Raw genomic sequence first — 20,967 nt, forward strand, 5'->3', positions numbered from 1 at the left:
AGACCTGACCCCGACTTTCAATTATCAAGGTGGGAGATTTGCAGGCGGCGGCTTTCCTGCACCACGCCGTTGGCTTTGTGCTCCAGCACCAGTTCGGCGTTCTGCTCGTCCAGCGAGATGCCGACTGACAGGATGTCGATCAGCAGCAGCTGCAGGATGCGCGAAATCATCGACAGGAAGGCGCTGCTGTCTTCCGTGTGGTCGACCGCCAGGCAAACCGTAGCCTTCTTGGCCAGCGGCGATTGGCTGCTGGTGATGGCGATGACGTCGGCCCCGGCGTTGCGGGCTGATTCCACCGCTTCAACCAGCTCCGGCAGCTTGCCGGAATTGGAAATCGCGATCACCACGTCCCCCGGCTTCAACAGTTCGGACGCAAGCTTGAACAGGTGGGAGTCGCCGTAGGCGGCGGTCGGAATGCGGAAGCGGAAGAACTTGTGCTGGCCATCCAGGGCTACCACGCGCGAGTTGCCCATGGCGTAGAACTCGACCTTCTTGGCCTTGGACAGCAGCTCGATCGCGCGGTCCAGCGAGTGCACGTCCATCTGGTCGCGGAACTTCAGGATCGCGGAGACGGTATTGTCGATCACCTTGGCGCTCAGGTCGTGCGTGCTGTCGGATACGCGCACCTGGCTGTGACGCACCGGAATGGCGCCGGTCAGGCTGGACGCAAACTTCAGCTTGAAGTCGGCCAGACCCTGGAAGCCCAGCGAGCGGCAGAAGCGGATCACGGTCGGCTGCGATACTTCCGCCAGCCGTGCAATGTCGGCGATCGGTTCGTTCAGCACCAGGCGCGGCTGCTCGATCACCAGTTGCGCAACGCGCTGTTCGGCCGGGGTCAGTTCCGACTTCAGCGACTGCACGCGTTCCATCAGGGTGTTGGCGCCGGTGCGGCCGCGCAGGTGTTCGGACAAGATCGTGGCGACGCCGTAGAACGCCGGGTTCGGCGTGGTGATGACATAAGTCGGAATGTCGGCCAGGTAGGACGAGAAACGGCCCTTGGCTTCGAAGCGGCTGCGGAACGGCGACTCCTTGAACCATTCGCCCATGCGAGGCACGATGCCGCCGCCGATGAAGATGCCGCCAAAGGAACCGAGCGTCACCGCCAGGTTGGCCGCGGCGCCGCCCAGCATGGCGCAGAAGCATTCCAGCACTTCGAGGCAGAGCGCATTCCTGTCTTTCAGCGCGCCGGCGATGATCTGCTGCGAGGTCAGGTCGCGCACGCTTAGGCCGTTGCGGCGCGCCAGCGCACGGTAGATGATTTCCATGCCGGGGCCGGAAATCAGGCGTTCGTTCGACACGTGCGGCCAGGTCTGCCAGGCGTATTGCAGGATCGCGTATTCACGTTCGTCGGCCGGCGCAAAGTTGGTATGGCCGCCTTCAGAACCAAGGGTCACGAAACCGTCGGTGGTCGGGATCACGCCAGAGCAGCCCAGGCCAGTACCGGGGCCGAGCACGCCGATCACCGAGTTCTGCGCCGGCGAGCCGCCGCCAACCTGCATCAGGTCTTCCGCCTTGAAGCCTGGGATCGCCATCGCCAGCGCCGTGAAGTCGTTCACCACCAACAGGGTATGCAGGCCCAGTTCACGCCGCACTTCGTCGGTGGAGAACTGCCAATCGCGGTTGGTCATGCGGATGTAATCGCCATGCACCGGGTTGGCCAGCGCCAGCGCGCCGTGATTGAGGTTGATGTCGCCGTGATCCGCCAGGTAGTTGCGCAATAGCGGGACGATGCCGGTGAAGTCGTCGCACTGCAGCACCCGCACTGCCTGGAACTCGCCAGGTGCGGTTTGCAGCGCCAGGCGCGCATGAGTGGCGCCGATGTCAGCCAGCAGGCGGGGGCCGTCCGCAAAAGCGGATCGGTTAGCTTTTGGGTCTGCCTCTATCTGTTTCATTGTCTTTTAAGTATTAGATAACGCCTTAAAGGCGGGAGGATACCCGAAAAACAAGGCCCCGTGCGTAGACGGGGCCTCTTATATTTATACTACGTAGCCAAACCAGGCGCCGTAGCCTGGCAACTGGACCTCTTCGCCGGCCACTTCGCCCGGAAGGCCCGGCTGCTCCAGCTTTTGCGCCCCCTTGGCTGCCGGCAGCGCGAAATTGACCGGCGCCGCGCCGAGGTTAAACAGCGCCAGCACGCTGCGCTGCCCTTCCAGGTCGCGCCGCAGTGCCAGCACCGGCTCCGGCGCGTCGTAGAACACGATGTCGCCGCGCGTCAGCTGCGGCATGGTCTTGCGCCAGGCGATCATTCGGCGCGCGAAGTTCAGCGGCGAATCCGGGTCTTCTTCCTGCACCGAGGCGGCGATGGCCCTGTGCTCCTCCGCCACCGGCAGCCACGGTGTGCCGGAAGTGAAACCGCCATGCGCGCCAGTGGTCCAGGCAATCGGGGTGCGGCAACCGTCGCGCCCCTTGAACTCGGGCCAGAAGGTCTTGCCGTAAGGGTCCTGGATCAACTCGTACGGTACATCGGCTTCGCTGAACGCCAGCTCATCGCCCTGGTACAGGCAAGGCGTGCCTTTCAGCGACAGCTGCATGGCCAGCACCAGCTTGGCGAAAGCTGCCTGGTTGCTCATGCCATTCCAGCGCGTCACCACGCGCACGGCATCGTGATTGCCGACCGACCAGGATGGCTGGCCGTCCTTGACGCGCGCCTTGAAGTCTTCCACCTGCTTGCGGATATGGCCTGCGCTGCTGTCGGCAGTCAGCAGGTTGAAGCTGTAAGCCATGTGCAGCTTGTTGCCGCCGGCGGTGTATTCGGCCATCACGGCCAGCGAATCGTCGGCGCCCACTTCGCCGATCGCCACCGCGCCGTATTCGTCCAGCAGCAGGCGCAGCTTTTCCAGGAAGGCCACGTTTTCCGGCTGGCTCTTGTCGTGGATGTGCGCCTGCATGCCGTAGGGGTTGGCGTCGCTCACGGTGGAAGTGTCGCGCACCAGGGCCGGCGGGTTGCTGCGCAACTGGCGGTCGTGGAAGTGGAAGTTGCAGGCATCCATGCGCACGCCGTCGACGCCGCGCTTCAGCCAGAAGCGCAGCGCGTCGAGGTGGGCCTGTTGCACTTCGGGATTATGGAAGTTCAGGTCCGGCTGGCTGACCAGGAAATTGTGCATGTAATACTGCTTGCGGCGCGAGTCCCACTGCCACGACGAGCCGCCGAACACGGACAGCCAGTTGTTGGGCGGATTCCCGTCCGGCAGCGGATCGGCCCAGACATACCAGTCGGACTTGGGGTTGTCGCGCGAGGAACGGCTCTCCTTGAACCACGGATGTTCTTCGGAAGTGTGCGACATGACCTGGTCGATCATGATCTTCAGGCCCAGGCTGTGGGCCTTGGCGATCATGCGGTCGAAGTCGGCCAGCGTGCCGAACATCGGGTCCACATCGCAGTAGTCGGCCACGTCGTAGCCGAAATCGCGCATCGGGGATTTGAAGAACGGCGAGATCCAGATGATGTCCACGCCCAGCTTGGCGATGTAGTCGAGGCGATCGGTAATGCCATTCAGGTCGCCGATGCCGTCACCGTTGGTGTCCAGGTAACTGCGCGGATAAACCTGATAAATGATTGCTTCTTTCCACCAAGGTGTGCTCATATTCCTCATCCCGAGTCAAAAACAGTTATGTAGATAATATACATGATGACTGCGGGAAGTTCAAATACTATGAATCCTTAAAAATCAATGACTTACAATTTTTCGCGTAGTTAAACTACATGTAAGTGAAACCTGTAGTTGCCAACACAGATGCGTTCGCATAGCATCGCGCCCATTATTTGAAATCGGGAGACCTCATGTCGACGCAAGAACTGGAACAGGGTAACGGGCCAATGCCCCGGCAAATCCCGTACATCATCACCAACGAGGCTTGCGAGCGTTTCAGTTTTTACGGCATGCGCAACATCCTGGTGCCGTTCCTGATCAGCACCCTGCTGCTGTTCATCCCTTCCGAGCATCGCGCCGGAGAAGCGAAGCATGTGTTCCACACCTTCGTGATCGGCGTGTACTTCTTCCCGCTGCTGGGCGGCTGGCTGTCGGACCGCTTCTTCGGCAAATACAATACGGTATTCTGGTTCTCGCTGATCTACTGCGCAGGGCACGCCTGCCTGGCGCTTTTCGAGAGCAACCTGAATGGCTTCTACTTTGGCCTGTTCCTGATTGCCTTCGGCTCGGGCGGCATCAAGCCGCTGGTAGTCTCCTTCGTCGGCGACCAGTTCGACCAGACCAACAAGAAGAAAGCCAAGGTGGTATTTGACGCCTTTTACTGGAGCATCAACTTCGGCTCCTTCTTTGCGTCCCTGCTGATGCCGATCTTCCTGAAGGACTTCGGCCCGGCCGTCGCGTTCGGCATCCCCGGCATCCTGATGTTCGTCGCCACCCTGGTGTTCTGGGCCGGCCGCAGGAAGTATGTCCACGTGCCGCCGTCGGAGCCAAGCAGCGAATCGTTTTCACGTGTCACCCGCACCGCGCTGATGTCGGCTGCACCGGGCCAGTCCCGTCCCGGCTTGACCGTCGCGGTCATTGGCGTCATTGCCGCGCTGGTGTCGCTGGCGATGACCCCATCCTGGGGCTTCGTGATCGCGGCCTGCACAGCGCTGGTGCTGCTGATCTCTTTCGGCGGCATCGGGACCTCGATGCAGCTCGAGCGCGCACGCGGCAAGCATAGCGATGAAGCGGTGGACGGCGTGCGCGCCGTGCTGCGCATTTTCATCGTGTTCGCCCTGGTGACCCCGTTCCACTCCCTGTTCGACCAGAAAGCGTCAACCTGGATCGTTCAGGCGAACGATATGGTGCACCCGACCTATGAACTGCTGGGCTGGTCCTTCAGCTTTGTGCCGGCGCAGATGCAGGCGCTAAATCCGCTGCTGGTCATGCTGCTGATTCCATTTAATAACATCGCGCTGTTCCCGCTGCTGCGCAAGCTGGGCATCGAACCGACGCCGCTGCGCCGGATGGGCGCCGGCATATTCTTCGCCGCACTGGCCTGGGTGGTGATCGGCACGCTGCAGGTGCTGATGGATGGCGGCTCGCCGGTGTCAATGGCCTGGCAGATCCTGCCTTATGCATTACTGACCTTTGGCGAAGTACTGGTGTCCGCAACGGGCCTGGAGTTCGCGTATTCGCAGGCGCCCTCCTCGATGAAGGGTGTGATCATGGCACTGTGGTACCTGGCGATCACCGTGGGCAACCTGTGGGTGCTGATTGTGAACGCGGGCGTGAAGAACGACGCCGTGTCCGCCTACATCAAGACCACCGGCTTCTCGGTGATGGCCTTCCAGATGTACTTCTTCGCCGTCTTCGCGGCACTGGTGGCCGGCTGCTTCGCCCTTTACGCGATGCGCTACAAGATGGTGGATTTCTACCGCAAGGATACGGAACCGCAGGTCTGCTACGGCTCTGCGCCCGAACCGCAAAAGGCATGAGCAAAGGGGCGCAGCGCAGCGCCGTACTAGCCAGCAGTCTCTTTGCCTTGTATGCTGTCTGCTACAAATTGAAGGATGGTGGACTTTTACCGGCTGATACGGATGAGCATCCTGCGCGCCCTGGTTCTATGCCTGGCCATGACGGCCTCCCTCGCCCACGCACAGGTGGTCGAACTGCGCGTAGCCTTCGAGGATAAGGATACTTACGACCATACCGGCGCCGGCACGGCAATTCCTGATAATCCGGGAGTCGCAGTAGAAATGGTGGCAATGCTGCCTTCCCGCGTGCCTCGCCTGAAGATTCAATTTTCGCGCAAACCATGGGCACGCTGCCTGGCGGAACTTGAGGCCGGCGCCGTGGATGCCGTGTTCTCCAGCAGCTTCAAGCCAGAGCGAACGAAGATGGGCGTCTACCCGATGCGCGATGGCAAGGACGACAGGCGCTTTCGGATCGACACCAAGACGTACAGCCTGTACCGCCTGATCGATTCACCGCTCCATTGGGATGGCAAGCGCTTCTCGTTTCCACCAAGGCTGGTCGCCATGCGCGGCTACGCCATCGTTGACGACCTGCGCAAGATGGATATCCAGGTGAACGAAATCAGCAGCTCCGAGGACGCCTTCCGCATGCTGCTGGCCGGCCGTGCCGACGGCTTGGCGCAGTTGAGCGACGTGGGCGACTACGTGCTGCGCAAGAATCCCGTGTTCGCGCGCATTGTCAAAGTCTCCCCGCCGCTGGCCAGCAAGGATTACTACTTGCAGTTCAGCCACCAGTTCCAGCAAAAATATCCTGAGCTGGTCACCGAGGCCTGGAAGGCACTGGCCGATATCCGCCAGGGTGAACATGAACGGCTGACGGCGAAGTACCTGAAGCAGTACGCCGACTAAGCATTGGCGAAAATCCGCACAAGGCGCGGATGGAATTCCGGAATTCCGCCACGCCACAGCGGGCCCGCGCCAGCCGCCAAGGGCTGCGCACCAATAAAATCAAGCACTTGCCGAATTCCAATTTTCTGGCACGGAAGCTGCTATTAGCTGGTCAAAACACCCCTTATCCAGGAGACCAGCATGACCAAGCTTAAACTCGCATCCCTCTTCGTGGCCGCAGCATTCGCTTCCGCCGCCAACGCCCAGGAAGTTGTCCGCCTCGGCAACCTGAAATTCGCCCACTACGGCGCCGTCTCGTACATCAAGGAAATCGCACCGAAGTGCGGCATCAAGGTCGAAGAACACGTCTTCGCCAAGGGTCCTGACGTGATGCAGGCGATCCTGGCAGGCGAGCTCGATGTCGGCGCCACCGCATCGGAGGCCGCCATCCAGGGCCGCGCCAATGGCGCCCCGATCTATGTCGTCGCCGGTTTCGCCAAAGGTGGCGCGCGCCTGGTCGCGCGCCCCGACAGCGGCATCAAGGCGATCAAGGATTTGAAGGGCAAGAAAGTCGGCGTGACCCGTGGCGGCATCCACGAAGTGCTGCTGGCTGCCGAACTGGCGCAAGCCGGACTGACCTTCTCCGACCAGCCGGGCAAGGACGTGCAACTGGTGTTCCTGGCCTTCGCGGACCTGAACCAGGCCCTGCTCGGCAAGAACCTGGACGCGATCATGCAATCCGAACCGCAATCCTCGCAAGCCATCAACAAGGGCTTTGGCGTGGAAGTCATGAAGCCGTATGACACCCCGATCGGCGAACCAGTCCGCACCATGGTCATGAGCGAGAAGTTCTACTCGACCCGCCGCGCTACCGCCGCCAAGTTCATGAACTGCTTCGTACAGGCCACCAAGACCTTCATCGACGACAAGCCAACCGCAGAAAAATACGTGCGCAACGTGATCTTCAAAGGCCAGATCACTTCCGACGACTTCCAGGACGCGATTGCCAACTCGCCGTACACCTACGACATCTCCCCGCAGCACATCCAGGTCACCACCGATGTGATGAACAAGACCGGCGTGGGCAAGATGCGCAAGGCGCCCGTGGCTTCCGAGTGGGTCAAGACGGACCTGCTGGACGAAGCCAAGAAGAGCCTGAACATCAAGTAAGGCGAGGCACATCATGGCAAAACTGAATTTGCGCCAGATCGCAGCGGGCTCCGTGGTGCCCGTGCTGGTGATCGCATTGTGGCAGGCTAGCGCATCGCTGGAGTGGATCAACCCGCAAGTGCTGCCCTCGCCATGGGCAGTGGTCACCAAGTGGGTGGAATACCTGCTGCCGCTGCAGCCTTACGACCCGGCTGCCAGCTCCTGGTTCGCCTGGGCGCTGTCCGGCGAGCTGATTGGCGACACCATCAGCAGCATGTACCGCGTGCTGGTCGGCTTCGCTGTCGGCGCCGGCCTGGCCTTGCCTTTCGGCCTGGTGATGGGCTCGAGCAAACGGATGTACGACTGGCTCAATCCCCTGCTGCAGGTGCTGCGTCCGATTCCGCCCATCGCCTACATCCCGCTGGCGATCCTGTGGTTCGGGCTGGGTAACGCGCCAGCTGTGTTCCTGATTGCGCTGGGCGCCTTCTTCCCGGTGCTGATGAACACCATCGCCGGCGTGCGCCACGTGGACGGCATTTACATCCGCGCCGCCCGCAACCTGGGCGTCAGCCAAAGCACCATGTTCATGCGCGTGATGCTGCCGGCAGCCGTGCCTTACATCCTGTCCGGCGTGCGCATCGGCATCGGTACCGCCTTCATTGTGGTGATCGTTTCCGAGATGATCGCCGTGAACAACGGCCTGGGCTTCCGTATCCTCGAAGCACGCGAGTACTTCTGGTCGGACAAGATCATCGCCGGCATGATCAGCATCGGCCTGCTTGGCCTGGCGATCGACATTGGCATGAACAAGCTGAATAACCATCTGCTGCGCTGGCACCGCGGCCTGGAGAACTGAGATGAGCGCAACCCATATCGACGTCAAGGGCGTCAACAAGGTATTCAAGACCGACAACCGCGAAGTGGTGGCGCTGCGCGACATCAACCTGCAGATCCCGCAAGGCCAGTTCGTCTGCCTGCTGGGCCCATCGGGCTGCGGCAAGTCGACCCTGCTGAACGCCATCGCCGGCTTCTCGCTGCCGTCGAGCGGCGAGATCACCGCCGACGGCCAGTTGATCACCGGCCCGGGCCCGGAGCGCGGCATGGTGTTCCAGGAATACGCCCTCTTTCCATGGATGACGGTGGAAAAGAACATCGCCTTCGGCCTGGAAGTCAAAGGCATGGCGCAGGCGCAAATCAAGCAGCGCGTGGACCAGCTGCTGCAGATGCTGTCGCTGTCCGACTTCCGCAACCGCTATCCGAAAGACCTGTCGGGCGGCATGCGCCAACGCGTGGCGATTGCGCGCGTGCTGGCACTGGACTCCCCGATCATGCTGATGGACGAGCCTTTCGGCGCACTGGATGCACTGACCCGCCGCAACCTGCAGGACGAGCTGCTGCGCATCTGGTCGGAGCTGAAAAAGACCATCATCTTCGTTACCCACAGTATCGAAGAAGCGATCTACCTGGCCGACCGGATCGTGGTCATGACCTATCGCCCTGGCACCGTCAAGCGCGACATGATCGTGGAGCTGTCGCGCCTGCGCGATCCCGCATCGGCCGACTTCAATGCCTTGAAGCGTGAACTGGGCGCGCTGGTGATGGAAGAACAGCAGCGCCACCACAGCGACGAACTGCGCATGGCTGCGGTGGACTAGAATTGCGCTTATGCGCAAACCTTTCCTCTTGCTGTTAACCCCGGCGGCCGCGATTATCGTGGCCGCCTACCTGCTCGGCGCCTATCGTGCCGGCAACGAACAGTTGGCGCAGGGCCAGCGCCAGCTGCAGCTCATGGCGCCGGAACTGCAGTCGGTGCTGGAACGCTTTGAAACCCTTCCCTTCGTCCTGGCGCAGCAACCCGACCTCACCAACGCCCTCGCCAACCCGAAAGATCCTGAAGCGATCGCCCGGCTGAACGAAACGCTGCAAACCATCCAGCAGCAAGCCAAGGTCGGTGCGCTGTACCTGATGGACCGCAACGGCCTCACGCTGGGCGCCAGCAACTGGGACCAGCCGCGCGGCTTCGCCGGCAAGAATTTTTCCTACCGTCCGTATTTCCAGGCCGCGCTGCGCGGCGATGCGGGCCGCTTCTACGGCATCGGCACCAGCACCAGCGAAGCGGGCTACTTCATCGCGCAGCCGGTGCGCCGCCACGGCGAGATCGACGGCGTAATCGCCGTCAAGATCAGCCTCGCCGAACTGGAACGCAACTGGAACAGCAGCGAAGATCCGATCCTGCTGGCCGATCGCCATGGCGTGATCTTCCTCAGCAACCGTCCGAATTGGCGCTACCACAGCCTGGAGCCGCTGCCGGCCAGCGCGCTGGCCGAACTGGCCCGCACGCAGCAATATATCGGCCGCGACGTCACGCCGCTGGCCCGCAATCCCGGCCCGCGCGTCACGCAGGAGGTGGGACGGCTTGGCTGGCAGCTGATGATCTTCCCGAGCCAGTTGCGCGTGGTCCGCAGCGGCATCAACTGGGCGCTGGCAACTGCCCTGCTGCTGGCCTGCGGCGGCGTATCGTATTGGGCCATGCACCAGCGCCGCCGGCGGCGCGAGGAGCGCCTGGCCTTCGACCGCGAACTGGAGTCGCGCATCGCCCAGCGCACGCAGCAGCTGAGCGAAACCAACCGCATCCTGCGCACGACGCAAAACGAACTGGTGCAGGCCGGCAAACTGGCCATGCTGGGTCAGATGGCGGCTGGCATGACGCATGAACTGAACCAGCCCCTGGCAGCGATCCGTGCCTTTGCCGACAACGCCCGCACCTTCCTGGAGCGCGGCCAGCCGGAACAGGCGGCCAGCAACCTTGGCCACATCGGCGATGCCAGTGCGCGCATGGGCGCCATCATCAGCCAGCTGAAAGGTTTCGCGCGCAAGGACGAAACCGTCGGCCCGGTGGATTTTGGGCGCGCCGTGCGCAGTTCGGCCTTCCTGCTGGAGAGCGAGAGCAAGCGCCGCAACGTGGCGATGGAGATCGATACCGGCGCCGCACCGTTGATGGTGGCGGGCGATACGGTGCGCATCGAACAAGTGCTGATCAACCTGCTGCGCAATGCCCTCGATGCTGTCGAGAGCACCGCGCAGCCGCGCGTCTCCGTCGTGCTGTCGCGTGAAGGCGGCGACGGCGTGGCACGCATCAGCGACAACGGCCCAGGCATCCCGCAGGAAGTGGCAGCGCACCTGTTCGAGCCCTTCTTCACGACCAAGCCTGCCGGGAAAGGGCTGGGCCTGGGGCTGGCGATTTCCTCGTCGATCGCGCAGGCAATGAACGGCCGCCTGTCGGCCCGCAACCTGGACGGCGGCGGCGCGCAGTTTGAGTTACGCTTACCGCTTATCAAGGAAGGAGCCGCCCCATGAAGGCGCTATTGGTTGAAGACGAGGCCGCGCTGCGGCTGGCCACCTCGCAAACGCTGGAACTGGGCGGTTTTGCGGTGCAGGCTTGCGCAAGCGCCGAGGAAGCACTGCCGTTGTTGCTGGCGAACTTCGCGGGCGTGGTGGTGACCGACGTGCGCCTGCCGGGGCTTTCAGGCCTGGACTTGCTGGCGCGCGTGGCCGCTCTGGACGCCGAGCTGCCGGTCATCGTCGTCACCGGCCATGGCGACGTCAGCATGGCCGTCGAAGCCATGCGCGCCGGCGCTTACGACTTCATTGAAAAGCCGTTCGCCTCCGAACGCCTGATGGATGCCGTCAAGCGCGCCCAGGAGCGCCGCAACCTGGTGCTGGAAAACCGCCGCCTGCGTTCCGAGCGCGCGCAGCATCCCGACATGCCGGACCTTATCGGGCGCTCCGAGGCCATCGAACACCTGAAGGTCGTGGTGCGCAACGTGGCGCCGACCGGCGTCGATATCCTGGTCAATGGCCAGACCGGTACCGGCAAGGAAGTGATGGCACGGCTGATTCACGCGGCCAGCGGGCGCAAGGGGAATTTCGTCGCGATCAACTGCGGCGCCTTGCCGGAGTCGGTATTCGAGAGCGAGATCTTTGGCCACGAAGCGGGGGCCTTCACAGGCGCGCAAAAGCGGCGCATCGGGAAGCTGGAATTTGCCAACGGCGGCACGGTTTTCCTCGACGAGATCGAGAGCATGCCGATGGCCTTGCAGGTCAAGCTCCTGCGCGTGCTGCAGGAGCGACGCCTTGAGCGGCTGGGCGGGAACGAGTCGGTCGCGCTGGATTGCCGGGTAGTCGCCGCCAGCAAGGCCGACTTGCTGGCGCTGTCGGCGCAGGGCCTGTTCCGCGAGGACCTGTATTACCGGATCGGCGTGATCAGCATCGACTTGCCGCGCTTGCGCGACCGGCGCGAGGATATTCCGCTGCTGCTGGCGCACTTCGTCGCCGAGGCAGCACAGCGCTACCAGCGGGCGATGCCGATGTGGACGCCGGAGCAGATGGCTGCGTGGCAAGCTGCGGATTGGCCGGGCAATGTGCGTGAACTGCGCAACTTCGCGGAACGCCTGACGCTTGGGCTGGTACCTGCTGCGCCGGTCGCAGCGCCGCACAGCATCCCGGCTGGTGTCGCCGCCCCAGCCACGCCCGGCAGCACTGCCGGTCCGGCTTTTGCCACTGGTGCGGGCATTTCGTCGCCAGCGGGCGCCGCGACGGGTGCCGGCATGGAATGGGCCGCCGGCGCTGGAGCATCCGGCAGCGCCGCGATGAGCGCCGGCGCTGCGTCGGCTGCCGGCGTCGTGATGGCGGCCGGCGTTCCCGCCGCGGGCGCTGCGGGGACGGAGGCCGAGCAGCCCTCCCTGCCGCAGCAAGTCGACGCTTTCGAGCGCGACCTGATCCTGCGCGCCCTGGCAGCGGCCGATAATAATGTGGCACTGGCCGCCGACCGCCTGCTCCTGCCCCGCAAAACGCTGTACGACAAGCTGAAAAAGCACCAGATCCAGCGCGACTGAAATGTAGTAAAGCTACAGATTTTGCGGTAAGATTTTCGTAGCATCACTACTACGGAGACAAAATGAAGCAGCGCACCCTGGTCGCGGCCCTGCCGGTGGTTTTTGCGGCAGTTTCCGCCGCGGCAGCACCAACCACCGCCCTCACCGCAGCGCCAACTGCTGCGACATCGCACACGCTGGCCTCTTGCGAAGGCCCGCACGAAACCGTGCTGGCCCGTACGCAAGGCTTCGACGCCCGCGCCCTGTGGCTGGATGGCAGGCTGGCGAAATGGACCGGCGCCCAGGCCGAAGGCAGCTTCAAGCTCTATTACGCAACCGCAGCCGGCATCAGCGCCCCGCAAGGCGCCACCGTGAGCGGAGCCGATGGTGCGCTGCAGCTCAGCGCAACGACAGAAGCGCTGCCCCCGCAACTGGCCGAGCGCTTCAGATATACCGGAGACGGCGTGCTGCTCGCGCTGTCCGCCGCCGACCGCGCCCGCCTGCCGGCGCTGCTGCCGAAACAACTCGTGCTGGTGCAGGAGAACGCCGACGGCACCGTGCGCGACGCCACGGCTTTGCAAGTCCCGGGCGTGCTGGATGACGTCTACGCCGCTGCAGAACAAACGACCGACCTTGGCGCTAGCATCGCCAAAGGCGGCACCACATTCAAGCTGTGGGCGCCGACCGCGCAACGCGTCTCCGTCTGCGTCTTCGACTCCGGCAGCAGCAAGCCGAAATCCATCACCACCATGCATGCCGATGCGAAAACCGGCATCTGGTCCGCCAGCGCGCGCAGCGACCTGTCCGGCCGCTACTACAAGTACGTGGTGGACGTGGTCGCGCCGAAAACTGGCCTGGTGCGCAACGCCGTTACCGACCCGTATTCCGTCAGCCTGACCGCCGATTCCGCCCGCAGCTACATCGCCGACCTGGCCGACCCGCGCCTGGCGCCCGCCGGCTGGAACAAGGACCAGCCGCCTGCCACAGTGAAGGCGCAGCCGGACATGTCGATCTACGAGCTGCATGTGCGCGACTTCTCGATCAACGACCTGTCGGTCAGCACCATGAACCGCGGCAAATACGCAGCTTTCCGCGAGACCGGTTCCAACGGCATGAAGCATCTTGCCATGCTGGCCAAGGCCGGACTGACCGACGTGCACCTGCTGCCGGTATATGACCTGGGCAGCGTGCCGGAAAAAGGCTGCATTGCCCCCGTCGTGCACGGCGCGCCGGACAGCGACCAGCAGCAGAGAATCGTCAGCGACAACGCGCTGAAGGACTGCTACAACTGGGGTTACGACCCTTGGCATTACAACGCACCTGAAGGCAGCTACAGCACCGATGCCGCCGACGGCGCGCGCCGGATTATCGAGCTGCGCGAAATGGTGATGGCGCTGCACAAGACCGGTTTGCGGGTCGGCACCGACGTGGTCTACAACCACACCTACCGCGGCGGACAGCATGAGCGTTCGGTGCTGGACCGCATCGTACCCGGCTATTACCAGCGCCTGAACCTGAAAGGCGAGATCGAGAACTCCACCTGCTGCTTCAACACCGCCACCGAGAACCGCATGGTGGCCAAGCTGATGATCGATTCGGCCGAACTGTGGACCAAGCACTACCACATCGATTCCTTCCGCTTCGACCTGATGGGACACCAGCCGCGCGCCGCAATGGAAGCGCTGCAGGCGCGCGTCAATAAAGCGGCCGGGCGACACGTGAACCTGATCGGCGAGGGCTGGAACTTCGGCGAAGTAGCCGACGGTGCACGCTTCGTGCAGGCTTCGCAACTGTCGCTGAACGGCAGCGGCATCGGCACATTCAGCGACCGCGCGCGCGACGCAGTACGCGGCGGCGGTGCTGGAGATTCGGGTGCGCAAATGGTCGCGCAGCAGGGGTTCATCAATGGCCTGGTGTACGACCCGAACGCCGGCGCCGGCCTGCGTCCCGTGACGGACCTGATGAAGGCATCCGACCTTGTGAAGGTCGGCCTGGCAGGCTCGATCCGCAGCTACCGCATGCAGACCTTTACCGGTGAAGCCAAGGAACTGCAGGCCATCGTGTACGGCGGCAGCCAGCCGGCCGGCTATGCGAGCCAGCCCAGCGAAGTAGTCAACTACGTGGAGAACCACGATAACCAGACGCTGTACGACATCAATGCCCTCAAGCTGCCCATATCCACGACCAGCGCCGACCGCGCACGCGTGCAGATGCTGGCGGCGGCAATCAACGCCTTCTCGCAGGGCGTGGCGTATTACCACGCCGGGTTTGAAATCCTGCGTTCGAAATCGATGGACCGCAACAGCTTTGAATCGGGCGACTGGTTCAATCGCCTCGACTGGACCTACCAGACCAACTATTTCGGTTCCGGCCTGCCGCCTGCTGCGGACAATGGCAAGGACTACGCATTGCTCCAGCCCTTGCTGGCCAATCGCGCGCTGCAGCCAACGCCCGTCGATATCGCATTCGCACGAGACACCTTCCGCGACCTGCTGCGCATTCGTGCCAGCAGCACCCTGTTCCGGATGCGGACCGCGGAGGATGTCAGGAAGCGCCTGCACTTCCTGAACACCGGGCCGGATCAGGTGGCAACCGTCGTCGCGGCGCGCCTGGACGGCGCTGGCTACGAAGGCGCGGGATTCAAGACGGTGGCTTACTTCATCAACGTGGACAAGGTGGAGCAGACTATCGTCGCCGCTGGAGAAGCCGGCAAGGCTTATCGCCTGCATCCCGTCCAAGCTGGCGCGGCGGCTCGCTACGACGCAGCAACGGGCAGCTTCACCATTCCGGCGAGGACGGCTATAGTGTTCGTTGAATAAACTCAAAGGCCGCCGGCCGCCCAGCCATGACAATCACCCTTCGCGCGATTCAAGGCGATATCACCATACTTTCGGTCGACGCAATCGTCAACGCTGCAAATTCCTCGCTCCTGGGCGGTGGCGGCGTTGACGGCGCAATCCATCGTGCTGCCGGGCCGGAGCTGGTCCACGAATGCCGGCTTCTCGGCGGCTGCAAGACTGGCCAGTCGAAGCTGACCAATGGCTATCGGCTTCCGGCCAAGTACATCATCCATACCGTAGGACCGGTTTGGCGCGGCGGCAACAGCGGCGAGCCGGAGCTTTTGGCGGCCTGCTATCGCGGCAGCATGGCGCTGGCGGCCGAGCATGGCGTAGCCACGCTGGCGTTCCCCAGCATCAGCACCGGCATCTATGGCTACCCGATCGACTTGGCCGCAACACTCGCCGTCGCGACAGTCCGCGCTGCGGCCGAACAATTTCAAGGAATTAAAGAAATCATCTTCTGCTGCTTCTCCCAAGCCGACCTGGCTGTCTACGAAGAGGTCCTTACTCAGTGACTCTTCCAGGAAAAAAATTGCCGACGCATCGAAGTGGGGCAAGTGCGCTATCGCTACATCATTTCAACATCGGCAGCAGGTCGCGACGGCGATATTGCGTTGAACGTGACGATTCAGGCCGAAAGTGGCAGTGGCTGCATCCTTAAGATAGCGGGGCTGAGCACCCGCGATCCCTGGCTTGATTTTCCCCAGCCCGAATCGGCGGACAAATACCTGAAATTGAGGCCACGACACGTGGCCTCACTTATCAAGCATGCACTTGCAAATGGATGGAGTGCTCAACAGGCTGGGGCGCCATTTCAGATGAACGCAAATGAATGTGCGTTCATGCCAGAATATGGATAACGCCATCGCGAAAGCTAAGCATGACGCAGGAACTCGTCTGCACCATCGGCCACTCGAATCGTTCAATCGACGAATTCATCGGGTTGTTGCGCCAGAATGGTGTTGAATGCCTTCTCGACATCAGGACGGTGCCGAAGTCGCGGCATAATCCGCAGTTTGGGCAAGACCAGTTAGCTGCGTCGCTGGCCGCAGCAGGAATTGAATACCGTTATTTACGCGGGCTTGGCGGGTTGCGTCGTCCGCGGAAGGATTCCGAAAATACTGGCTGGCGTAACCTGTCCTTTCGCGGCTATGCCGACTATATGCAGACGGAGGAGTTTGCGGAAAACGTCGATGCTGTGGTTGAACTTGGGCGCAACAAGTGCTGTGTGCTGATGTGTGCCGAAGCAGTGCCGTGGCGCTGTCACCGCTCACTGGTAGCCGATGCTTTGCTGGTCCGCGGCGTGCACGTGGACGACATCATCGACGCGCGACAACGGCGACCACACAAGATGACGCCATTTGCCAGCGTTGAAGGGGTACGCATTACTTATCCCGGCGAAGAAGAGCGTGGAAATCGGTGAGCTTTTTGGATCAAGCGTGATGATATCCTGATTCAATTTCGATCTCCGCCATGAAGAGAACTTTGCACGCTCTGGTCGTCGCAGCCATATTAGTCGCCTCCTTGCAAGCCAATGCATGTATCAATTCGGTCGGCACCAACTACCGCGGCGAAATCATCAGACCAGGCACACGGGCAATGATCTCAAGCCCCAGTTGATCACACCGAACGACAAAGCCTTTTTGATTCCTTGGTCTAAGTACGCAGTCGCAGAAGTACGCAAGTCGCCAACATTCCGCAATTTAATCGAATTGTCCGCAGTTCTGATCCGCTTCGACAAGTTGCCTGAAGCGGTGAAACTGCTTCAATTTATAGAGAACAAGTACCCAGGGAAATATCAAACAGCGTCCAACTTGGGTACTGCACACGAATTACTGGGGCAGAACGAAGATGCATTGAAATGGATTCTTGAAGGGCTGAAGCGAAACCCAAACGACCACTTTGGAACTGAATGGCTGCATGTTCACATCCTGAATGCAAAGTTAGGGAAAGTTCCTCGGCAGACTCCTGGAAAATCAATCCTGAATCTCGACTTCGGCAATGATGCAATGCCGCGACTTCCGGCACAGCTTCCCAACGGGAACGATGGAAAGCCAACCTCTCTGTACGCGATGGGCCGTGCGCTAAGCTACCAACTGACGGAGCGGATCTGGTTCGTGCCCGCTCCAGACAAAGTGGTTGCAGGGCTGCTGCTCGATTGGGCGAACCTGGAGTTGCTCGCGGGTGCAGTGGAATCTGCTGACGTGCTTTATGACGCCGCAATTCGTTACGGCGTTAAAGAGGACAAGACAATCTCTCTCCGCCGGAAGGAAGTGGAAAAGATTCTGTCGCTAGCAAGGAAAAATCCAAGCGACAAAACAGGGGATTGTGAGTTATGCGAGCCGCCGGCTTCGGATCTCAAATAGGAACTGCTTAGCAATGACGGTACGCGACTTCAAAGCCTCGGACTTCCCTGCAGTCTGTCGCATCTATCTTGAAGCAAAGCGGGAAGAACTGAAGTTCGAGTCCCGCCCTTTTAACGTCACCCCACTTAATCAGGACGAAGCTCTCCTGGCGGCATTTGACGAATCCGATGTCATCGTGTTCGACGATGGCACAGTACGTGGGTTCGCGGCGACTTTTGCCGGCCAATTGAGGGCTCTGTTTGTTGATGGTGAGGTGCGAGGCAGAGGTATCGGGCAGTCACTGCTTGATGCCGTGCTGGCAAGAGGAACGGAAGGTATTTCCCTGAACGTCGCAAAATCGAATGTGGATGCCTTGCGATTTTATGCTCGGAATGGTTTTTCGAATGTTGGTGAAACTGTGAGGCATTACGCCGGCTATGAAATCATGTACCTCAAAATGCAGCTTGCTCCCAAGCTTGGGGAGGTCATCGCATAACCTGCAAAAACTTGTATCTTGTTGCCAGGCGCAAGGACGTTATTGGCAGGATGGCGTCAAGCTAAAACGAACGCGGCAACCATTGTCATAACCATTGCGCTACCGACCAGCGCTGTCTCCAATAGTCGCATTTTTGGCCGAGGCTTTTCCGTTCTGAAGTAGTCTATCAAGCCCAGTAAACTGCCGACCACAGAAAATGCTCCACCAGTCACAACGCAAAGGGCAAGCAAGGCGGCCATGCCAGTGCCGCAAACGAAGTTACCATTGTTTGCTTGCTCTCTGGCCCATTGCGAGAAAACCCAGTTATGATACGCGAAGTAAACCGCTGGCATTATGGACGCTGCACCGAGCATCAACGACCAAAATCGCAGGGATTTGATCGGTCTTAGCATTTGCATTGAAGTAAACCCGAATTCTTACTCTCGTTTTGAACTTGGTCGAGTGCTTCTGGCCGGTCACTGCAGAGTGAAATTATTTTCAAGAGGGTCAATTTAAGCAGCACCATCCGTCTTGCTGGAAGGCGTCTTCCCCTCCGCCTCCGCAGCTTCGACATGAAGGCGGAGCGCGCGCAGGCCGACCCGCTGGATGCAGGCAAGCGGCCGCTGGGGCCTCGGCCGCGCTTCCTTATCTCTTGTTGCGCCGTACATCATCAGCTGAATCTTCTCGATCTCGGTGAGCGAAAATGGTAAAGGCGCTTCCGACGCCTCGAAGAAGTTGATCCCAATGTGGATTGGAACCGAAGTACGTGGTGGCGAGTTGGCGGAGTAGACCAGCGTGATCGGCTCCACTTTCGGTGCTGAGTTCGAAGTGGATTCTATCCACAGCTTGGCGCGGCAAACCTTAGTGTAGTTTATTCCACCCTCAGTCCTGTCCGGGAGCTTCTCGTGGTCAGTCAGCCTCACCTTGATCTCGCTTCTAAGCTCCCTGAAGTTGCTCTTTCTTAGGTAAGCGCCAAGGCCAATTTTCTGCCACCCTTCCGGCATCCGCGCGTAAAGCCGGGGCAAGAGCCACATGACGTCGTGGTCAACCGCGAGGAACGGCTGGTAGGCGTCAATCATCGCCTGGTGCCGGGGCGGCACAGGAATAGCCGCAGGAAACGCCTTCTGCGACGCGCTTTGCACTGCCTTCTGCAATGCGCGTTGCGATACATCGTCGAAAGCCCTTGATACTATCGTGTAAACGTGTGCCTCCATCTCGTCCTCCGCGCGCCCACTGTCGCAGTCTGGAACGCCAGAACACCCACTCAGGAAAAGCAGGCATGACAAAACGGAGGCAATTACTCGTAACATCGCTGAATTGATTTTTTTACAATCCGGTAGTTTGCCGCAAACTGCGCGCTTCTGGCAAGCCGGACCCAAGCCGGCCTTACGGCGAGAGCAGGATTGTGGAGTTTTTGCCGTTGGTGCGAACGACGCCGTCCTTCACGGTATAGGCGACGCCGGCGTAGGCATCTTTTACTTTGGTGCCGTCTGCAAATACGCTGCCGACCGCGATATCCACTGGCTGGCCGGTCTTCACATCCAGCGCCACGACTACCTTGTCCTCGCCACGTACGCGGCTGAAGGTGTACGGCAGGTCCGCCAGCTTCTTATGCTCGCCGGCGCCGACCGCAGGATGCGCCTGGCGGAATTTCCCCAGCTTTGCCCAGTGCGTCCTCACTTTGGCATTTGTTTTCAAGTCGCCCCAATTCATGAAGGAGCGCAGCTTCGCATCGCCCTTCGCTTCGGCCACGTCAAGTCGCCGTGAGATTTCGTCGCCGTAGTAGATCTGTGCGGCGCCGGGGGCAAGCAGCAGCTTGTTGGCTGTCTCGAACGGCTTCTGGCGCGCCGGGTCGAAGGGATTGCCGTCGTCGTGCGAATCCATATAGTTCATGACCGAATGCCCTTTCAGCGGACCCGCGAGTTGCGTCGCGTATTTGCTGAACAGGGATTCGTAGTCGCCCTTCGCGTCATGCACCATGCCGAAGTTGATCAGGCCATCAAAGCCATTGGCGAAGTAATTGGCTTTCTCGCCGCCGCCCATATCGAAGTCCTGTCCATGGACGATGTTGTAGTTGTAGACCTCCGCCAGCATGTAGAAGCGGCCATCGCCCAGCACTTTCCTGGGGTTCAGGCTTTTCCATTCGTCGTGCGCGGCCAGGGCGACCTTGCGCAGCTCGGCCCATACCGCAGGTTCAACGTGCTTGGCCGTATCCGCGCGGAAGCCGTCAACGCCGTACTTGCGAACCCAGTCCGCGTGCCATTTCATCAGGTAGTAGCGCGGGGCGCGTGGATAGCCGGTGCGGGTAAAGAAGCCATCGAGCTCTTTCACTTCGCGTTCGTAGCGGCCTTCGGCTTTCCACTTGGCTGCCAGCGCTGGCGGCAGTTCCACCGGCGCATCGCTCTCGGTGCGGAAGTCCGGCAGGTTCTTTACCAAGGTGCAGCTTACGGTGGACGGCACGTCCTTGTACTGGCATTGCGGCTCGGTGCGTACCCAGCCTTCGGGCCAGACAGGATCGGCCTCGGTTACAGGGCCGGTATGGTTCATCACTACGTCCAGCAGCACGCGAATGCCGCGTGCATGGGCGGCCTCAACGAAGTCGCGGAAGTCTTTTTCCGTGCCAAGGTTGGCGTCCATCGCAGTAAAGTCGCGCGCCCAATAGCCGTGGAAGCCGTAGGACTTGCCAGTGCCTTCGTCCGTGCCGGCATGGATTTGTTCGACAGGCGGCGTGGTCCAGATCACGTCCACTCCCAGGTCATCGAAATAGCCGGACTTGATCTTTTCTGTCAGCCCCTTGAAATCGCCGCCCATGAAGCCGCGCAGTGGTGCAGCGTCTGCCTTGCGGCCGTAGGCCAGGTCGTTTGCCTTGTCGCCATTGGCGAAACGGTCGGTCACCAGGAAGTAGACAGTCGCATTCTCCCAAAGGAAGGGCTTGGGCGGCGCCGCGGATGCGCTGTTGGCGCCAGCGGCAAGTAGCAAGGACAATGCGAGGGATGAAAGTTTCATT

At 61.2% G+C, this 20,967-nt stretch carries 17 protein-coding genes; 13 read left to right on the forward strand and 4 right to left on the reverse strand.

Annotated features, from left to right (window positions below; genetic code table 11):
- Positions 1-17 precede the first annotated feature (17 nt).
- Together ACN9M3_RS25930 and ACN9M3_RS25935 are read right to left on the reverse strand one after the other, a co-directional pair.
- Positions 18-1,892: a glucokinase gene (locus ACN9M3_RS25930; protein ID WP_426319056.1), complete on the reverse strand. Its 1,875-nt coding sequence runs from the start codon at positions 1,890-1,892 to the stop codon at positions 18-20.
- An 84-nt stretch (positions 1,893-1,976) separates the two neighbouring features.
- Positions 1,977-3,584, reverse strand: coding sequence for an alpha-amylase family glycosyl hydrolase (locus tag ACN9M3_RS25935; protein ID WP_426319057.1), 1,608 nt, complete (start codon positions 3,582-3,584; stop codon positions 1,977-1,979).
- 197 nt (positions 3,585-3,781) lie between these two features.
- On the opposite strand from ACN9M3_RS25935, the gene ACN9M3_RS25940 reads away from it, so the two are divergent.
- The 13 genes from ACN9M3_RS25940 (at position 3,782) to ACN9M3_RS26000 (ending at position 17,981) form a co-directional block, all read left to right on the forward strand.
- A complete protein-coding gene (locus tag ACN9M3_RS25940; RefSeq protein ID WP_426164154.1) occupies positions 3,782-5,410 on the forward strand; it encodes an oligopeptide:H+ symporter in 1,629 nt (542 codons plus the stop codon).
- Between the two features lie 102 nt (positions 5,411-5,512).
- Positions 5,513-6,298, forward strand: coding sequence for a substrate-binding periplasmic protein (locus ACN9M3_RS25945; RefSeq protein ID WP_426319058.1), 786 nt, complete (start codon positions 5,513-5,515; stop codon positions 6,296-6,298).
- A 180-nt stretch (positions 6,299-6,478) separates the two neighbouring features.
- Positions 6,479-7,447 carry an ABC transporter substrate-binding protein gene (locus ACN9M3_RS25950; RefSeq protein WP_426164159.1) on the forward strand — a complete coding sequence of 323 codons (969 nt, stop codon included), beginning with the start codon at positions 6,479-6,481 and terminating at the stop codon, positions 7,445-7,447.
- A 13-nt stretch (positions 7,448-7,460) separates the two neighbouring features.
- Positions 7,461-8,282, forward strand: coding sequence for an ABC transporter permease (locus ACN9M3_RS25955; RefSeq protein WP_426319059.1), 822 nt, complete (start codon positions 7,461-7,463; stop codon positions 8,280-8,282).
- A 1-nt stretch (position 8,283) separates the two neighbouring features.
- Positions 8,284-9,081: an ABC transporter ATP-binding protein gene (locus tag ACN9M3_RS25960; protein ID WP_426319060.1), complete on the forward strand. Its 798-nt coding sequence runs from the start codon at positions 8,284-8,286 to the stop codon at positions 9,079-9,081.
- Positions 9,082-9,091: 10 nt separating this feature from the next.
- Complete coding sequence (locus ACN9M3_RS25965; RefSeq protein WP_426164165.1) at positions 9,092-10,783, forward strand: sensor histidine kinase; 1,692 nt, start codon at positions 9,092-9,094, stop codon at positions 10,781-10,783.
- On the forward strand, positions 10,780-12,321 hold the full coding sequence (locus ACN9M3_RS25970; protein WP_426164167.1) for a sigma-54-dependent transcriptional regulator: 1,542 nt from the start codon (positions 10,780-10,782) through the stop codon (positions 12,319-12,321). Before ACN9M3_RS25965 ends, ACN9M3_RS25970 begins: the two co-directional genes overlap by 4 nt.
- Positions 12,322-12,383: 62 nt before the next feature.
- Positions 12,384-15,119: an alpha-1,6-glucosidase domain-containing protein gene (locus ACN9M3_RS25975; RefSeq protein WP_426319061.1), complete on the forward strand. Its 2,736-nt coding sequence runs from the start codon at positions 12,384-12,386 to the stop codon at positions 15,117-15,119.
- A gap of 26 nt (positions 15,120-15,145) precedes the next feature.
- Complete coding sequence (locus ACN9M3_RS25980) at positions 15,146-15,655, forward strand: O-acetyl-ADP-ribose deacetylase (RefSeq protein ID WP_426319062.1); 510 nt, start codon at positions 15,146-15,148, stop codon at positions 15,653-15,655.
- A 42-nt stretch (positions 15,656-15,697) separates the two neighbouring features.
- Positions 15,698-16,000, forward strand: coding sequence for a hypothetical protein (locus ACN9M3_RS25985; RefSeq protein ID WP_426319063.1), 303 nt, complete (start codon positions 15,698-15,700; stop codon positions 15,998-16,000).
- A gap of 20 nt (positions 16,001-16,020) precedes the next feature.
- Complete coding sequence (locus tag ACN9M3_RS25990) at positions 16,021-16,563, forward strand: DUF488 family protein (protein WP_426319064.1); 543 nt, start codon at positions 16,021-16,023, stop codon at positions 16,561-16,563.
- Positions 16,564-16,678: 115 nt separating this feature from the next.
- Positions 16,679-17,506 (forward strand): tetratricopeptide repeat protein, encoded by an 828-nt coding sequence (locus ACN9M3_RS25995; RefSeq protein WP_426319065.1) that lies wholly within the window; start codon positions 16,679-16,681, stop codon positions 17,504-17,506.
- A gap of 13 nt (positions 17,507-17,519) precedes the next feature.
- On the forward strand, positions 17,520-17,981 hold the full coding sequence (locus tag ACN9M3_RS26000; RefSeq protein ID WP_426319066.1) for a GNAT family N-acetyltransferase: 462 nt from the start codon (positions 17,520-17,522) through the stop codon (positions 17,979-17,981).
- 491 nt (positions 17,982-18,472) lie between these two features.
- On the opposite strand, the gene ACN9M3_RS26005 is transcribed toward ACN9M3_RS26000, so the two are convergent.
- On the reverse strand, positions 18,473-19,174 hold the full coding sequence (locus ACN9M3_RS26005; RefSeq protein WP_426319067.1) for a hypothetical protein: 702 nt from the start codon (positions 19,172-19,174) through the stop codon (positions 18,473-18,475).
- 172 nt (positions 19,175-19,346) lie between these two features.
- Positions 19,347-20,966 carry an alpha-amylase family glycosyl hydrolase gene (locus ACN9M3_RS26010; RefSeq protein WP_426319068.1) on the reverse strand — a complete coding sequence of 540 codons (1,620 nt, stop codon included), beginning with the start codon at positions 20,964-20,966 and terminating at the stop codon, positions 19,347-19,349.
- Position 20,967: the final 1 nt, after the last annotated feature.

The sequence above is a fragment of the Pseudoduganella sp. R-43 genome, assembly GCF_049913255.1.
Lineage (GTDB): Bacteria > Pseudomonadota > Gammaproteobacteria > Burkholderiales > Burkholderiaceae_D > Rugamonas.

Excerpts from the sequence above, each read along its gene's own strand:
- ACN9M3_RS25965 (WP_426164165.1), top strand. The coding sequence starts at position 9,092 with ATGCGCAAACCTTTCCTCTTGCTGTTAACCCCGGCGGCCGCGATTATC.
- ACN9M3_RS25990 (WP_426319064.1), top strand. The coding sequence starts at position 16,021 with ATGACGCAGGAACTCGTCTGCACCATCGGCCACTCGAATCGTTCAATC.
- ACN9M3_RS25930 (WP_426319056.1), bottom strand. The coding sequence starts at position 1,892 with ATGAAACAGATAGAGGCAGACCCAAAAGCTAACCGATCCGCTTTTGCG.
- ACN9M3_RS26005 (WP_426319067.1), bottom strand. The coding sequence starts at position 19,174 with ATGGAGGCACACGTTTACACGATAGTATCAAGGGCTTTCGACGATGTA.
- ACN9M3_RS25955 (WP_426319059.1), top strand. The coding sequence starts at position 7,461 with ATGGCAAAACTGAATTTGCGCCAGATCGCAGCGGGCTCCGTGGTGCCC.
- ACN9M3_RS25980 (WP_426319062.1), top strand. The coding sequence starts at position 15,146 with ATGACAATCACCCTTCGCGCGATTCAAGGCGATATCACCATACTTTCG.
- ACN9M3_RS25940 (WP_426164154.1), top strand. The coding sequence starts at position 3,782 with ATGTCGACGCAAGAACTGGAACAGGGTAACGGGCCAATGCCCCGGCAA.
- ACN9M3_RS25935 (WP_426319057.1), bottom strand. The coding sequence starts at position 3,584 with ATGAGCACACCTTGGTGGAAAGAAGCAATCATTTATCAGGTTTATCCG.
- ACN9M3_RS25975 (WP_426319061.1), top strand. The coding sequence starts at position 12,384 with ATGAAGCAGCGCACCCTGGTCGCGGCCCTGCCGGTGGTTTTTGCGGCA.
- ACN9M3_RS25945 (WP_426319058.1), top strand. The coding sequence starts at position 5,513 with ATGAGCATCCTGCGCGCCCTGGTTCTATGCCTGGCCATGACGGCCTCC.
- ACN9M3_RS26010 (WP_426319068.1), bottom strand. The coding sequence starts at position 20,966 with ATGAAACTTTCATCCCTCGCATTGTCCTTGCTACTTGCCGCTGGCGCC.
- ACN9M3_RS26000 (WP_426319066.1), top strand. The coding sequence starts at position 17,520 with ATGACGGTACGCGACTTCAAAGCCTCGGACTTCCCTGCAGTCTGTCGC.
- ACN9M3_RS25960 (WP_426319060.1), top strand. The coding sequence starts at position 8,284 with ATGAGCGCAACCCATATCGACGTCAAGGGCGTCAACAAGGTATTCAAG.
- ACN9M3_RS25970 (WP_426164167.1), top strand. The coding sequence starts at position 10,780 with ATGAAGGCGCTATTGGTTGAAGACGAGGCCGCGCTGCGGCTGGCCACC.
- ACN9M3_RS25950 (WP_426164159.1), top strand. The coding sequence starts at position 6,479 with ATGACCAAGCTTAAACTCGCATCCCTCTTCGTGGCCGCAGCATTCGCT.
- ACN9M3_RS25995 (WP_426319065.1), top strand. The coding sequence starts at position 16,679 with ATGTATCAATTCGGTCGGCACCAACTACCGCGGCGAAATCATCAGACC.